Origin of the sequence: Agromyces aurantiacus (assembly GCF_016907355.1) — a bacterium.
Lineage (GTDB): Bacteria > Actinomycetota > Actinomycetes > Actinomycetales > Microbacteriaceae > Agromyces > Agromyces aurantiacus.
In genome coordinates this window covers 200644-214341 of record NZ_JAFBBW010000001.1, presented here as the reverse complement: position 1 = coordinate 214341, position 13698 = coordinate 200644, and the positions used below count along the sequence as shown (strand labels likewise).

10 protein-coding genes are annotated in these 13698 nt (G+C 74.3%); 5 read left to right on the top strand and 5 right to left on the bottom strand.

Annotated elements, in window-relative coordinates; all coding sequences use genetic code 11:
* Positions 1-13 precede the first annotated feature (13 nt).
* The 3 genes from JOD46_RS00975 to JOD46_RS00965 are packed head-to-tail and all read left to right on the top strand — an operon-like array spanning position 14 to position 3666.
* A complete protein-coding gene (locus tag JOD46_RS00975; RefSeq protein WP_204390955.1) occupies positions 14-1525 on the top strand; it encodes a tyrosine-protein kinase domain-containing protein in 1512 nt (503 codons plus the stop codon).
* Positions 1526-1540: 15 nt separating this feature from the next.
* Complete coding sequence (locus tag JOD46_RS00970) at positions 1541-2764, top strand: glycosyltransferase family 4 protein (RefSeq protein WP_204390950.1); 1224 nt, start codon at positions 1541-1543, stop codon at positions 2762-2764.
* Positions 2761-3666 (top strand): polysaccharide pyruvyl transferase family protein, encoded by a 906-nt coding sequence (locus tag JOD46_RS00965; protein ID WP_204390948.1) that lies wholly within the window; start codon positions 2761-2763, stop codon positions 3664-3666. Before JOD46_RS00970 ends, JOD46_RS00965 begins: the two co-directional genes overlap by 4 nt.
* Before the next feature lie 40 nt (positions 3667-3706).
* Here JOD46_RS00965 and JOD46_RS00960 read toward each other — a convergent pair whose 3' ends face one another.
* On the bottom strand, positions 3707-4780 hold the full coding sequence (locus tag JOD46_RS00960; protein ID WP_204390947.1) for a glycosyltransferase: 1074 nt from the start codon (positions 4778-4780) through the stop codon (positions 3707-3709).
* A 339-nt stretch (positions 4781-5119) separates the two neighbouring features.
* Here JOD46_RS00960 and JOD46_RS00955 point away from each other — a divergent pair, with 339 nt between their 5' ends.
* Positions 5120-5704 (top strand): hypothetical protein, encoded by a 585-nt coding sequence (locus tag JOD46_RS00955; protein WP_204390945.1) that lies wholly within the window; start codon positions 5120-5122, stop codon positions 5702-5704.
* Positions 5705-5789: 85 nt separating this feature from the next.
* Positions 5790-6947, top strand: coding sequence for a glycosyltransferase family 4 protein (locus JOD46_RS00950; protein ID WP_204390943.1), 1158 nt, complete (start codon positions 5790-5792; stop codon positions 6945-6947).
* On the opposite strand, the gene JOD46_RS00945 is transcribed toward JOD46_RS00950, so the two are convergent.
* The 4 genes from JOD46_RS00945 to JOD46_RS00930 are packed head-to-tail and all read right to left on the bottom strand — an operon-like array spanning position 6944 to position 13645.
* Positions 6944-8086, bottom strand: a complete 1143-nt coding sequence (locus JOD46_RS00945; protein ID WP_204390941.1) for a glycosyltransferase — start codon at positions 8084-8086, stop codon at positions 6944-6946. The genes JOD46_RS00950 and JOD46_RS00945 overlap by 4 nt on opposite strands.
* Positions 8083-10233: a glycosyltransferase family 4 protein gene (locus JOD46_RS00940; protein WP_204390939.1), complete on the bottom strand. Its 2151-nt coding sequence runs from the start codon at positions 10231-10233 to the stop codon at positions 8083-8085. The genes JOD46_RS00945 and JOD46_RS00940 overlap by 4 nt, the downstream gene beginning before the upstream one ends.
* On the bottom strand, positions 10230-11465 hold the full coding sequence (locus tag JOD46_RS00935) for a glycosyltransferase family 4 protein (RefSeq protein ID WP_204390937.1): 1236 nt from the start codon (positions 11463-11465) through the stop codon (positions 10230-10232). Before JOD46_RS00935 ends, JOD46_RS00940 begins: the two co-directional genes overlap by 4 nt.
* Positions 11462-13645 (bottom strand): glycosyltransferase, encoded by a 2184-nt coding sequence (locus JOD46_RS00930; RefSeq protein ID WP_307834860.1) that lies wholly within the window; start codon positions 13643-13645, stop codon positions 11462-11464. Before JOD46_RS00930 ends, JOD46_RS00935 begins: the two co-directional genes overlap by 4 nt.
* Positions 13646-13698: the final 53 nt, after the last annotated feature.

Genomic DNA, 13698 nt, shown 5'->3' with positions numbered 1-13698 from the left:
CACGGAGGTGTCCATGGAACTGCGCGACTACCTCCGCGGCCTGCGTCGGCATTGGATCGCGATCCTGCTGATGACCGTCGTCGGCGCGGCGGCCGGCTACGGCTGGACGCTCCTCCAGACGCCGGTGTACGTGGCGAGCGCGAGCGGGCTCGTGCAGTCCACCGGTCTGGGTGAGGCGGTCAGCACCGCCTCGCTCGGCGACAGCCTCGCGCGGTCGCGCGTGCCCTCGTATCTGGTCATCGCCGGTTGGACCGATGTCGCCGACGGGGTGATCGACGATCTCGGGCTCGACACCAATCCCGAGCAACTGGTGAACCGGGTGACGGTCACCAACCCGACCGGCACCGCCATCCTGACCGTGACGGCCGAGGCCAACACGGCGAAGGGCGCGAAGGAGCTCGCCGAGGCGTGGCTGCGTTCGATGAAGACGGTCGTCGACGAGCTCGAGGCCGACAGCAGCGCCACGGGCGACGCCCCGGTCACCGTGATCTCGCGCGAATCGGCGTCGGTGCCGTCGCAGCCGGCCTTCCCCGACGTGCAGACGGCGATCCTGATCGGCGGCGTGCTGGGGCTCGGCTTCGGCATCGCCTTCGCGATGATCCGCACGGCGGCCGACCGCCGCATCCGCTCCGCCGAAGACGTCGAGCAGAAGACCGGCGTCGCGGTCGTGGGCACCATCCCGTGGGTGGCCGGCCTCGACGCGGGCGACCGGATCGTCGACTCGTCGGCCGCGAACAGCACGGGCAAGAACGGCACCTTCGCCGTCTCCGAGGCGTTGCGGTCGTTGCGCACGAACCTCCAGTTCATGGATGTCGACCACCCGCCGAAGACCATCGTCGTCACGAGCCCGCTCCCGGGCGACGGCAAGTCGACCATCGCGTGCAACCTGGCACTCACGCTCGCCGCGGCGGGCAGCACGGTCGTGCTCGTCGACGGCGACCTGCGCCGTTCGATGGTCGCGAAGACCATGGGCCTGCCGGGTGGCGCGGGCCTCAGCGACGTGCTCGCCGGTCGGGCCGCGCTCTCCGAGGTCCTCCAGCGCACGCCGAAGTCGAACAACCTGCTCGTGCTCGCGGCCGGCAGCGTGCCCCCGAACCCGAGCGAGGTGCTCGGCTCCGAGCGCATGCACACGCTGATCGCCGACCTCACGAAGCACGCGACGGTCATCATCGACGCGCCGCCGCTGCTGCCGGTGACGGATGGCGCGGTGCTCACGCACCAGGCCGACGGCGCGCTCGTCGTGGTCACGCTCGGCAAGACGACCTACGACCTGCTCGACAAGGCGCTGAACACGCTGCAGAAGGCCCGCGGGCGCGCGCTCGGCGTCGTGCTCAACAAGTCGCCGCTCAAGGGCGCCGACGCCGCCACCTACTCGTACGAGTACCGCCACGACTACACGGCGCCGGCCGCCGAGGTGACGCCCGCGGTCGAGACCGTCGCGGCACCCGAGGCCCCCGCGCAGGCCGAGGAGACCGAGCTCGTCCCGGGCTCGGGTCCGGGCCGTCGCGGCGGCCGACGCGGCTGACGCGTGGAGGGTTCGATGCCCGGCGGAGGTCCGGACGGCACGCCGGCGCGCGCTCGGCACCGCGTCGCCCTCGTCGCCTCGTCGTACGCGCCGCACGTCGGCGGTGTCGAGGAGCACGTGCGCCAGGTCGCGCGCGAACTGGCCGAGGCGGGCGATGCCGTCGAGGTCTGGACCGTCGATCGCGGAACCGGACCGGGCGTGCGCGAGATCGAGGGCGTGACCGTCCGGTACCTGCCCACGCCGCTGCCCTCGGGCTCGGTCGGGGGAGTCGGACGCTTCCTCGTAGCCCTTCCACCGGCGTGGCGCGCCTGGACGTCGGCGGTCCGCGCGTTCCGGCCCGACCTGCTGCACGTGCACTGCTTCGGCCCGAACGGCGTGTACGCGCTCGCCCTCCACCGACGGTTCCGGCTTCCGCTCGTCGTCACCTCGCACGGCGAGACGGTCGCCGACGACACCGCGGTCTTCGAGCGGTCGACGGTGCTGCGCGTCTCGCTGCGCCGCGCGTTGCGGGCGGCGGCCGCCGTGACGGCGCCGTCCGAGTTCGTGCTCGAGCGCCTTCGCGCGGACTTCGGCCTCGTGGGCGGTGAAGTCGTGCCGAACGGCGTCGACCTGACGCTTCAGGGCAGCGGGCAGCGGACGCCCTTCGAGGGGCGCTACGTGCTCGGCGTCGGCCGGCTCGGCCGGATCAAGGGGTTCGACCTGCTCGTCGAGACGTTCGCCCGGGCCGGGCTCGATCCCGACCTCCGGCTCGTGATCGCGGGCGACGGCCCCGAGCGGCCCGCGCTCGAGGCGCTGATCCGGTCGGAGGCCCTCGACGACCGCGTGCTGATGGCCGGCCGACTCGACCCGGCCACGGTGGCCGACGCGATGGCCGGATCGATTGCGGTGATCGTGCCGAGCCGGGTCGAGGCCTTCGGCATCGTCGCCCTCGAGGCGTGGCGCAGCGGCGCCGCGCTCGTCATGACCAGCCGCGGCGGCGCCGCCGGGTTCGTCCGCGACGGGGTCGACGGCGTGCTCGTCGACCCGCTCGACGCGGAGGCGTCGGCCGACGCCCTCCGTCGGGTGGTCGCCGACGGCGACTTGCGGGCCAGACTGGCCAGCGCCGGACGCAGCCGAGTGGCCGAGTACACGTGGCACCGCGTGGCCGCAGCGTACCTCGCTTGCTACGAGCGCGTGCTCGCCCGGGGCCGCGGGTCGAACCGCGTTCCCGCCGGCCCCCGCGAAGTGGGGTCGAGATGACCTACTCGAACACCGGCCGCCGCCGCCTGCGCCAGCTGCGACGCCTCGCGGCCGCGGCCACGCGCCCCACGATGTGGCGCGGCGGGGTCGTCGTGCCCGCGACGTGGTGGGACGGCCACCCGAACTTCGGCGACGACCTGACCCCGTGGATCCTGCCCGAGTACGGGATCGCGCCCGTGCACCGGGTGGCGTCGCAGGCGCGACTGTCGGGGGTCGGCAGCATCCTCGAGTTCCTCCCGGAGGACTTCGACGGCGCGATCTGGGGCAGCGGGCTCATGTACGGCGAGCCGCACCCCCTTCCGCGCGCGAAGGTGCTCGCCGTCCGCGGGCACCTGACCCGGGAGCTCATCGGCGCGCCCGACGACGTGGCGCTCGGCGACCCGGGCATCCTCGTCGGGCGTCGACTCGCGCGTCCTCGGGCGCAGTGGGACGTCGTGCTCGTTCCGCACGGGCATCACCGTCGCCACGAGGCGTTCATGTCGCTGGCTCAGTCCCAGGGTGTCCGCGTGCGCGTCGTCGACGTGCACCAGCCCGCGGCGCGCGCCGTCCGCGAGATCGCGTCGGCCGACGCCGTCGTCACCACCTCGCTGCACGGGCTCGTGACCGCCGACGCGTACGGGATCCCCGCCGTCTGGACGATGCTCGAACCGCCGCTCAGCGGCGGGCCGTTCAAGTTCCACGACTACGAGTCGGTGATCACGCCGGGGCGCAGCCGGTTCGTCGCCTTCGACGAGCGGATGTCGCTCGGCGACCTCGTCGCGTCGGCGTCGCCGGCCCCGAGCGAGACCGTCCGGCGCGCGTGCGACGACCTCGAGCGGTCGATCGCGCGCCTGTCGGAGGTGCTCGGGCCGCTGCCGCGCTTCCCGATCGGTGCGCTCGGCGTGATGGCGGGACGCGGGTAGCCCACCCGGGCGTCGGGCGTATGGCGTCAGGCGTCAGGCGTCAGGCCAGCGAGGCCCAGACCCGCGCATGCGCCTCCGCGCAGCGCTCCCACGTGAACTCGCCCGCCCGCGCACGGCCCGCGGCGATCATCGCGTCCATCTGCGAGCCGCCGGTGGCGTCCAGCAGGCCGGCGGCGATGGCCGGCCCCGTCGGCTCGACCAGGATGCCCGCGGCGCCCACGACCTCCGGGAGCGAGCTCGTCGCCGCGGCCACGACCGGGACGTTGGCGGCCATCGCCTCGAGGGCCGGCAGGCCGAACCCCTCGTACAGCGACGGGACGACCACGACCTCGGCCCCGGCGACCAGCCCGGGCATCACCTCGTCGGGCAGGCGGCCGACGAGCCGGACGCCCGGCATGCCCTCGAAGAGCGCCGTCCGGCGCGGATGCGGCGGGCCGGCGAGCACGAGCTCGAGACCGGGCCGCTCGCGCTGCACGAGCGGCCACGCCTCGGCGAGCCCCTCCAAGTTCTTGCGACGCGTCGCGCCGCCCGCGTGCAGGACGTAACGCTCCGGCAGCCCGAGCGACGTCCGGCCGCCGGTGTCGAGCGGGGCCGCGTCGAAGAACCTCGTGTCGACCCCGTTGTGCACGACGTGCGGCTCGCGGATCCCGAGCAGCTCCATCGCCTCGCGAGCGCTGAACTCCGACACGCAGATGACGGCCGCGGCGCGCCGCGCCTCTTCGATCGCCGCCGGCACGGGCGCGGACTCGTCGGGGAACCGCCATGCGACCACGTCGTGCACCGTGATGACGTCGCCATGCGGTGACGGCGGCAGCTCGAGGTTCATCCGGTGGGTCACGGAGTCGCCGAGCGAGAGCGCCCGACCGAGTTCGCGGCGCACCCCGGCCGGCGCGGTCGCGATCCGGCTCAGGGGCAGGCGGCGGTTGCCTGGCAGGCTCGACCGCATCGACCGCACGACGAGGCGGCGGACCCGCCAATGCCGCTCGTCCACGCTCGCCAACGCAGCGGCGGCGCGCGAGGCCACCTGCTCCTGGTAGGCCTGCGCACCCATGGGCGTGTCCGTGGCGATCGTCGCGATCGTCAGTCGCGGGCTGGTTCGCGAGCGCTCGGGCATGTGCGGCTGGTCCCTCCGATGGGCGGAGCGTGAATGGGCCCGGACGCCCCTGGCTCCGCCCCGTCCGAATCTATCGATCCGACGGCGCGTCGTTCCATTCGAGCGAATGGACGTGTCGCTATCGTTGCCCGGAATGCCCTTCCGCACGTGTCGTCGTGTGACCGTTTGTCACCCGAAGGTGGGGTGGGGAATGGTCGGGCGAGGATCCCTCGACCCCTAGAGTTGGCTGTGAAAACCCGATAGTGTGCACCGGTACCTCAACCTGCATGCAACCGAGGATGACCCGAAAAGTACCAGCGAGGGTCGCCACACAACAGCGAAAGTCCAGGAGGATCCCCAATGAGCGACCTCGAAGAGCCGAAGCCCGGCATCTCCCGTCGCACGGTGGCCAAGGCCATGGCGTGGTCCGTGCCCGCCGTCGCCCTCGCCGTTCCCGCGCCCGCCTACGCCGCGTCCGGCAACCCGCCGGACGTCTCGGTCGGCGAGGCCTGTAAGCTCCCCGGCAACAGCGCCCAGGGTTGTGCCGAGCTCTTCGCCGGCCTGCCCGGCCTCGACCCCAACAAGGCGTTCGCGATTCCGCTGCTCGTCTGCAACAACACGAACAAGGACATCGTCCTCAAGCCGTCGATCTCGATCGTGTCGTCGGGCCTGCCCTTCACGGTCGTGGGCATCAACCCCACGTACTGCACGCCCATCGAGCCCGGTGACTGCGTCAAGGTCATCGTGTACGCGAACTCCGACAACAGCGCGAACCAGTCGGTCACGCTGCAGCTCACGATCCCGTGGGGTCACGACTGCGACGACACCGACCACGCGCCGATCGTCATCTCCGGCATCACCATCGACGCGTTCCCGCCGTGCTCGAGCCGCGTGCCGTTCCCGACGGGTGCGCCCACCTGCGACCCGCCGTTCTACCAGGCGTAGGCCTGAGCTCCAGCGAAACGGGGTGCGCCGCTCATGCGGCGCACCCCGTTCCGCGTTCCCAGCCACGGTCGAGAGGTGATCGGGCGTGACGACCGTCATCCACGCCATCACGCCCGGCGACCACTTCTCGCCGCGCACCGGCTCCGCCATTCCGACCGTGGTGCACGGTCTCGCGTCGGCGGCGGCCCGCGACGTGCCGCCGTGGCCGCAGGCGGTGGTCGTCGACCGGTCGACCATGCGGCCGAGGTACGACAGCGCCGAGCCGATCGAGTACGACAGTGCGCCGTGGCTCACCCGGAACGAGCGCGGGCTCGACTTGGTGCGTGCACGTCTCGGCGGCGTGCGCCGAGGAACCGCGCGGTTCTTCACCCCGGTCGCCGACGCCATCCGCGCACGCGAGCCGTCGATCGTGCTCGCGCACAATGCGCCCGTGCTGCCCTGGTTGCTGCGCGACTCGCCGCACCAGGTGATCCTGTACGCGCACAACGACCTGCTGCGCACCTACACCCGGGCTGAGGCCGGTCGCGCGTTGGCGGGCGTCGCCGCGATCGTGTGCGTGAGCGACTCGCTCGCCGACCGGACCCGGGCGGCCCTGCCACCGGCCCTCGCCGACCAGGTGCACGTGGTGCCCAACGGCGTCGACGCCGTGCAGTTCTCACCGGCTGGCGACGACGCGCCGCCGAGACCGCCCGGCAAGCCGTTGCGCATCATGTTCGTCGGCCGGATGATCGCCGAGAAGGGCCCCGACGTGCTCGTCGAGGCCGCGGCGCGCCTGCAGCGACCCGACCTCGAGTTCGTGATCGTCGGCAGCCGGGGCTTCGCGCGCGACGCCCCGCTGTCGGCGTTCGAGCGCGAGCTCCGCCGCACCGCGCAGGATTCCGGCGCCGACATCCGCTTCGAGCCCTTCGTCGACCGGATGTCGCTGCCCGACCTGCTGCGCAGCGCCGACGCCCTCGTCGTGCCCTCGCGCTGGGCCGAACCGAGCGGGCTCACCGCATCGGAGGGACTCGCGACGGGCCTGCCGGTGATCGCGAGCCGCATCGGGGGCCTGCCCGACGTCGTCGGCGACGCCGGGATCCTCGTCGCACCCGACGACCCTGCGACGCTCGCCGACGCGATCGCCGCGCTCGCGGACGATCCGGCCGAGCGCGCGCGCCGGGCGGCCGCCTCGCGCGCCTACGCGCTCGCCCACGACTGGTCGTGGTCGTGGGCGCGACTCCGCCGGGTGCTCGAGGAGCTCTAGTCGTCGGCGTGCCTGCCGAGCCGCGCGAGCACGTCGCGCATCGCCGCGACGCGGATGCTCCAGTCGCTGGTGGGCCCGTCGGCGCCGTGCGGGAAGGGCTGCGACGCCGCGAGCGCCGAGAGGACGGCCGCGGGGAAGCCCGCGGCATCCGCGATGGTGACCCGCTTGTCGACGGCGTCCCGGAACCCCGCCACCGGCGTCGAGACCACCGGACGCCCGACGGCCTGGTACTCGTAGAGCTTGATCGGGTCGAGGCTGTCGGTGAAGTCGGTCACGACGTGCGGCACGACGAGGACGTCGGCGTGCTGGAGGTAGCCGACGACCGCCTCCCGCGGCCGCGGGCCGAGCAGTCGCACGCCCGCGCGACGCAGCCGATCGGAGGCGGCGTCGCCGAGGAGGTTCGGTCCGACCAGCACGAGCGTGCCGCCGTCACCCAGCTCGCGTGCCGTGGCCTCGCACAGGTCGACGTCGATGCGGTCGGGGTGCGCCGTGCCGAGGTAGAGCGCGACGGGCCGGCCCGGCAGGTCGCCGGGGCGCTCGACCGGACGGCGGTAGGCCGCGGCATCCACCCCGTTGGGGATCAGCGTGATCGAGCGTGCGGATCCCGCCTTGCGTCGTGAGAGCTCGGGCGAGCACACGACGACTTCACCGGCGAGCTCGAGCAGCCGGCCCTCGTTCGTCGCGGCCCGACGCCGCTCCGCCTCCGGGCGGTCGGCCGTGAGCCAGTCGTCGGTGACGTCGTAGAGGGTGCGCCAGCCCGAGCGCTCGGCGAGCCCGACGTAGCCCGGGTCGTTGAGCCAGAGCAGCGGATGGCGCAGGCCGAGGCGGTCGGCAGCGCGCATCACCGCGCGGGCGAGTCGCTCGTCGGCGCGCGGATCGAGGCGGCGCGGCAGCCATTTCGTCGATTGCAGCGTCCAGAGCCGGCCCGCGCCGACCCCGTCGACGTCGGTCAGCTCGCGCCGGCCGCGGCCGAGGCGCGGCACGCGCCGCGACCGGAGGTCGTGCGTCGGGTCGGCGGGCGGCTCGACGAACAGCACGCGCAGCGCGGGGTCGGCGCGCAGCAGGCCGGCGACGAGATGCTGGTTGCGGCGCCACACCTCGTCCCAGCGTTCGAGCGAGACGACGACGAGATCGGTCATCGCCGCACGCTCCGGTAGACCGCCTCGGTCGCATCGGCCTGCGCGCGGAGCGAGAAGTGCTGCTGCTGGCGCTCGCGTGCGGCCGCGCCGTGCGCGGCACGCCCCGCGTCGTCGTGGGCCAGCGCGCGCAACACGAGGCCGGCCGCCTCCGCGTCGCCGGGCGCGAAGCGACACCGGGGGTCGAGGCCCGCGAGCACCTCGACGTGGCCGGCCGCGTCCGCGGCGACCGGCGGCAGCCCGCTCGCCATTGCCTCGATGAGCGTGAGCCCGAGCCCTTCGACCGGGCACGGCGCAAGCAGCATCCCCGCGCGGGCCATGAGCTCGGGCAGGTCGCGGCGGTAGCCGGTGAACCGCACGAATGGCGCGATCCCCAGGTCGGCGGCCAGCCGCTCGAGGGCCGGGCGCTCCGGCCCGACACCCGCGACGTCGAGCGTCCATCCCTCGCCGGCGAGCCCGGAGGCGGCGAACGCGCGCACGCCGACATCCGTGCGCTTCTCGGGCTGGAGGCGCTGCGCGATGAGCACGGTGCGCTCGCGCTGCGACGCATCCGCCTCGGGGCGCGGGGCGATGCCCGTGTGCACGACGGTGCTCGGCCGCTCGATCGCGGTCGCCACGGCGTCGCTGATCGAGATCTCGGCGCGGATGCGGCGGCGCACGAGTGCGTCGATGCGCACGGGCCCGACGTGCCCCCGCCGCTTGGCGAAATGCCGGGTCGCCACGACGGCCGGGCGCGGGCGCCGGGCGACCGCGAGCGCGGCGACCGTGCCGATCTCGGCGGCGGTCATGTGCGTGTTCACGACATCGACCTGGTGCGCGTGTCGCCGCACCGCCCGCAGCACCTCGTCCGTGCGCGCGGCGGCGATGTGGGGGATACCGGCGGCCTCCAGCTCGGGCCGCATGCGGTCGGTCGCCCCGCCGATCACGGCCACGCGGTGTCCGTCGGCCGCCTGCTGCAGCGCGAGGCGCAGCACGAACTGCTCGACGCCCGAGAATCCGTCGGAGCGGATGGCGTGCAGGATGCGAAGACGCCCGCGGTCGGCCTCGAGCGAGCGCACGAGCTCGAGGTAGCGCCCCGCGACCTCGCGCCAGGAGTACCGTTCGGCCGTGCGCCGCGCGCGGTCGCGCCACGCGTCGAGCGGCTGCGCGGCGAGCTCGGCGAGCCTGGCGCCCACCGAGTCGGCCGACCGGTCGACGATGTACCCGTTCTCGCCGTCGGCGATGAGATCGGGGGCGAAGCCGACGGGGGTCGACACCACGGGCAGCCCGCACGAGAGCGCCTCGAGCACGACGAGCGCGTTCGCCTCGTACGCGCTCGGCAGCACGAGCAGGTCGGCCGCGTGCAGGCACGGCACCGGGTCGGGGCGCTCGCCGGCGAACACGACGCGGTCGGCGACGCCGGCGCGCTCGGCGTGGGCGTGCGCCCGACGGATCATCTCGGGCGTCCCGCCGACGACCAGCAGCACGACGTCGGTCGCGACGCGCAGCGCGTCGATCGCGATGGCGAGGCCCTTGCGCTCGAACTCGTGGCCGATGAAGAGCGCCGTGGTCGCGTCATCCGGCAGCCCCAGCTCGCGTCGCACCGCGTCGCGCTCGGCGGCGTCGCCCGGCCGGAACCGCTCTGCGTCGACGCCGTTCGGGATGACGGTGATCGGCGCATGCACGCGGCCGTAGACCTCGCGCAGCAGCCGCGCCTCCTGGCTCGTGAGGGCCACGACGGCGCGATGCGTGCGGCCGCGGTAGCGGAAGCGGTCGCGCGCCGCGGTGAAGAGGTGCACGGGGTTGCGCACCATCCGCCACGCGCAGTTGCCGCGGGCGCGCATCGCGGCCTGCAGGAGGCCGTGGTTGACGTAGACGTCGCCCGCCATCACGTCGTTGTGCGTGATCGAGATCGCGTCGGGTCGCTCCGCGAGGAAGCGGCGCGCGCGCCGGGTGCCGACCGTGCTGAACCACACGACGTTCGCGGCCCGCGCCAGGTGCAGGCCGAGCGCCGTCCGGTGCGGGCGCGCGAGCGTGCGCCCGGCCTCCGCGGCCGTGAACCGCTCGACCTCCACGCCCGCGGCGAGGAACTCGCGCTCGAGCGCGTGCGCCACGCCGCCGACCCCGCTGCCGGGCTCGATCGACGGCGCGATCTGCACGATCCGCGTCATCCGCCTGCCCGGTCGGACGGGCCGGACACCGGCGTGCCGGACGCCGGCGTGCCGGACGCCGACGCGCGTGCCGAGGCCGCGGCGCCGGCCGACGCCTCGGCGTCGCGCTCGGCACGCACCTCCTCGGCGAGCTCGAGGTAGCGCTGCGCGATGCTCGGCCAGCCGAACGGCACCATCGACTCGCGCGCCCGACGGCGCCACTCGTCGAGCTCGGCGACCTCGAGGCTCGCGAGCTGCTCCATCCGCTCGCCGACCGCACGAGGATCGCGCTCGACGAGGAACCCGTTCTCGCCGTCGACGATGATCTCGGGCGCGAAGCCCACGGGCGTGGCGATGACCGGCAGGCCGCTCGCGAGCGCCTCGAGGATCACCAGCGCGTTGGCCTCGTAGGCGCTCGGGAAGACGAACATGTCGGCGGCGGCGAGGAATCGCCCGAGGTTCGAACGCGGCCCGAGGAAGAGGACGCGGTCGCCGACGCCGTGCTGCTTCGCCTCCTCGAACGCCTCGGCGATGATGAGGTCGTTGCCGCCGATGATCATCAGGAGCACGCTCGGCGCGTGCTCGAGCCCGCGGATCGCGTACGAGAGGCCCTTGCGCGAGAACTCGTGCCCCACAAACACGGCGACGCGCTCCTCGGTGCCGAGCTTCAGGTCGGCGCGCGCCGCCTGGCGCTCCTCGGGGGTCGGCGGCCGGAAGCGGTCGAGGTCGACGCCGTTCGGGATCACCACGACCCGGGGCCGCACGGGGCCGTACGTCGTGCGGAGGTCGGCGGCATCCTGCTCGGACAGCGCGACGACCGCCCGATGCGTGCGACCCCGGTAGCGGATGCGGTCGCGAAGGTAGATGAACACGTGGATGGGGTTGCGGTAGATGCCCCACCGCGAGCGGCCCCGCGCCCGCATCGAGGCGAGCAGCACGCCGTGGTTCACGTACACGTCGCCCGCCATCACGTTGTTGTGGCAGATCACGACCGCGTCGGGGCGCTCGGCGAGGAACCGCTTCGCGCGCCGGGTGCCGACCGTGCTGAACCACACCATGCGCCAGCCGCCGCGGATGCGGGCGAGCACGGTGTTCTTCGGCCAGCGGCGCATGCGGTGCCGGCGCGCGTCGTCGAACGTGAAGCGCTCGACGGTGGCGCCGAGGGCCTGCAGTTCCTTCTCGAGGTTCCACGCGACACCGGCCACGCCCGTGCCGGGGCCGATGAACGGCACGATCTGCACGATCCGCGTCATGCCGCCTGCCTCTCGCTCGTCGGTGCTTCCTCTCGCCGGAACCTCGCCTCGACCCGCGCAGGGCCGAGCAGGTAGAGCGCCGCGCGCCGTCGGGCCGCGCGCCCGCGATCGCCTCGAAGCAGGATGCCACGGACCGACGCGCCGAGCCACTGCCCGAGCCGCGCCCACTGCCAGCCCAGCGCGCCGAAGTGCTTGCGCAGGTAGCGCTCCTGCGACGCGTGGAAGTGCGCCTCGCGTCGGCGCGGATCACCGCCGGTGCCCGCGCCGACGTGCATCGCGCGCGCGTCGGGCACGGCAGCATGGCGCCATCCGAGCCTGTGCGCGCGGTAGGCCCAGTCGGCCTCCTCGGCGTACAGGAAGAAGCGCTCGTCGAACCCGCCGACCTGCGCGAGCGCCTCGGCGCGCAGGAGCAGCACCGAGCCGATCACGTATGTCGGGTCGCGGCGCAGGCGCGCGAGGCCGAGCGCCTCGAGCCAGGTGCCGCCGGGCGAGGGCAGCCACCAGTCCACGCGGGCCGTACGGCCCTCGTCGTCGACCTGCGCTGGACCCACGCTCGCGAGGTCGTCGCGGGCGCGGAGGGCCCGCTCGAGCCGGTCGATGTCGTCGGGCGTGACGGCGGCGTCGGGGTTGAGCAGCAGCACGTCGGCGCCCGGTACCAGCCGGTCGGCGAGGCCGACGTTCACGCCTGCGGCGAAGCCGCCGTTGCGGCCGGGGTCGAGGTACCGGATGCCGAGCTCGGCGCACAACGCCGCGATCTCGGGCATCGACGAGTTGTCGACCACGGTGACGGGCAGGTCGCGCACGGGCTCGAGCGCGCGGCGGAGCAGGCCGGGAGAGCCGTAGGCGACGACGATCACCTCGACGGGCCGGGTCTCCGTCGCGGTGGTCGCGGTGGTCGCGGTGGTCGCGGTGGTCGCGGTGCTCGCAGGGGCGGCGCCGGATGGCTCGTGCCGCACCGCGCGGTACAGGTCGAGGTAGTCCCGGCCCACGGCCTGCCAGCTGCACTCCTCGGCGCGCGCCGCGCCGCTCGCGCGGAGTTCCGCGGCGCGTGGGCCCGCGGCCTCGACGAGCACCTCGGCGAGGGCCGCCGCGTCGCCCGCGGGCACGACGATGCCCGCACCGCCGACCACGTCGGGCAGCGCGCCCGCATCGCTCGAGACGACCGGCACGCCGCACGCCATGGCCTCCACCGCCACGCGGCCGAACTGCTCGGTCCACGACGGCGTCGGCAGCGACGGCACCGCCAGCACGTCGAGCGCGCGCAGGAACGCGGGGATGTCGTCGGGGTCGACGGCGCCGTTGAGCTCGACGCGGTCGCCGACACCCGCCGCGGCGGCGAGCGACGGCAGCTCGGCGCCGAGCGGGCCGGTCCCGCCGACGCGCAGGCGCAGGCGCGGCTCGCGCGCGAGCGCGTCGAGCAGCACCAGCAGACCCTTCTCGGGCACGAGGCGGCCGAGGAAGCCCACGATGATCGGGGCGTCGGCGGCGGCGTCGTGCGACGTCGCGGCCGCGACATCCGTCACCTGGGGCTGGGCGGCCGGCCCCGCGACATCCGCCGCCTGACGCTGGGAGGCCTGCCCCGAGGCATCCGTCACCCGGGGCTGAGCGGCCGGCCACGCGCCATCCGCTCGCTCAGCCGGCCGGAAGCGCTGCAGGTCGACGCCCAGCGGGATGACGCGCGCACGGCCCGCGAACCCCTTCTGCTCGACGATGCGCGCCGCCTCGACGTTGCACGCCGAGACGCCGGCCGCGGTGCGCAGCGCGTGCCGTTCGAACCAGCGGAACGGCACGGGGTAGCGCTTGCGCAGGTTCTGCGCCGTGTACAGCACCACGGGCGGGCGGGGGCGACCGCGCGGCCGTCGGCGCAGCGCGCGCAGCAGCAGCACCTCGGCGGTCGCGAGCGCGAACGGCTCCTCGTGCAGGTCGAGCACGTCCCACGGCTCGCCCAGCGCGCGCCAGATCGGGCGCGGGTCGTACGCGAACAGGGCGGGGTGGCGGCCGAACGTGCGGGCGCCGGTCACGCGCTCGCCGGGGCGCGGCTGCAGCGCCACCTCGGCGCCGCCGGCGTGCCACGAGCGCGCGCAGATCAGCCCGACGTCCACGCCCAGCTCGGTGAGCGCACGCTCGCGACCTCGCCACTCGTCGACGACGGCGCTGTGCGACACCCTGAGTACGCGCACCGCACCCCCATCTAGACTCCTGTGAGGAAACCTTATCCGCCGGCTGCGCCCGG

Bases quoted from the DNA above. Each gene is read 5' to 3' on its own strand.
- JOD46_RS00945 (WP_204390941.1), bottom strand. From the start codon at position 8,086: ATGACCGATCTCGTCGTCGTCTCGCTCGAACGCTGGGACGAGGTGTGG.
- JOD46_RS00960 (WP_204390947.1), bottom strand. From the start codon at position 4,780: ATGCCCGAGCGCTCGCGAACCAGCCCGCGACTGACGATCGCGACGATC.
- JOD46_RS00975 (WP_204390955.1), top strand. From the start codon at position 14: ATGGAACTGCGCGACTACCTCCGCGGCCTGCGTCGGCATTGGATCGCG.
- JOD46_RS00940 (WP_204390939.1), bottom strand. From the start codon at position 10,233: ATGACGCGGATCGTGCAGATCGCGCCGTCGATCGAGCCCGGCAGCGGG.
- JOD46_RS00955 (WP_204390945.1), top strand. From the start codon at position 5,120: ATGAGCGACCTCGAAGAGCCGAAGCCCGGCATCTCCCGTCGCACGGTG.
- JOD46_RS00970 (WP_204390950.1), top strand. From the start codon at position 1,541: ATGCCCGGCGGAGGTCCGGACGGCACGCCGGCGCGCGCTCGGCACCGC.
- JOD46_RS00935 (WP_204390937.1), bottom strand. From the start codon at position 11,465: ATGACGCGGATCGTGCAGATCGTGCCGTTCATCGGCCCCGGCACGGGC.
- JOD46_RS00965 (WP_204390948.1), top strand. From the start codon at position 2,761: ATGACCTACTCGAACACCGGCCGCCGCCGCCTGCGCCAGCTGCGACGC.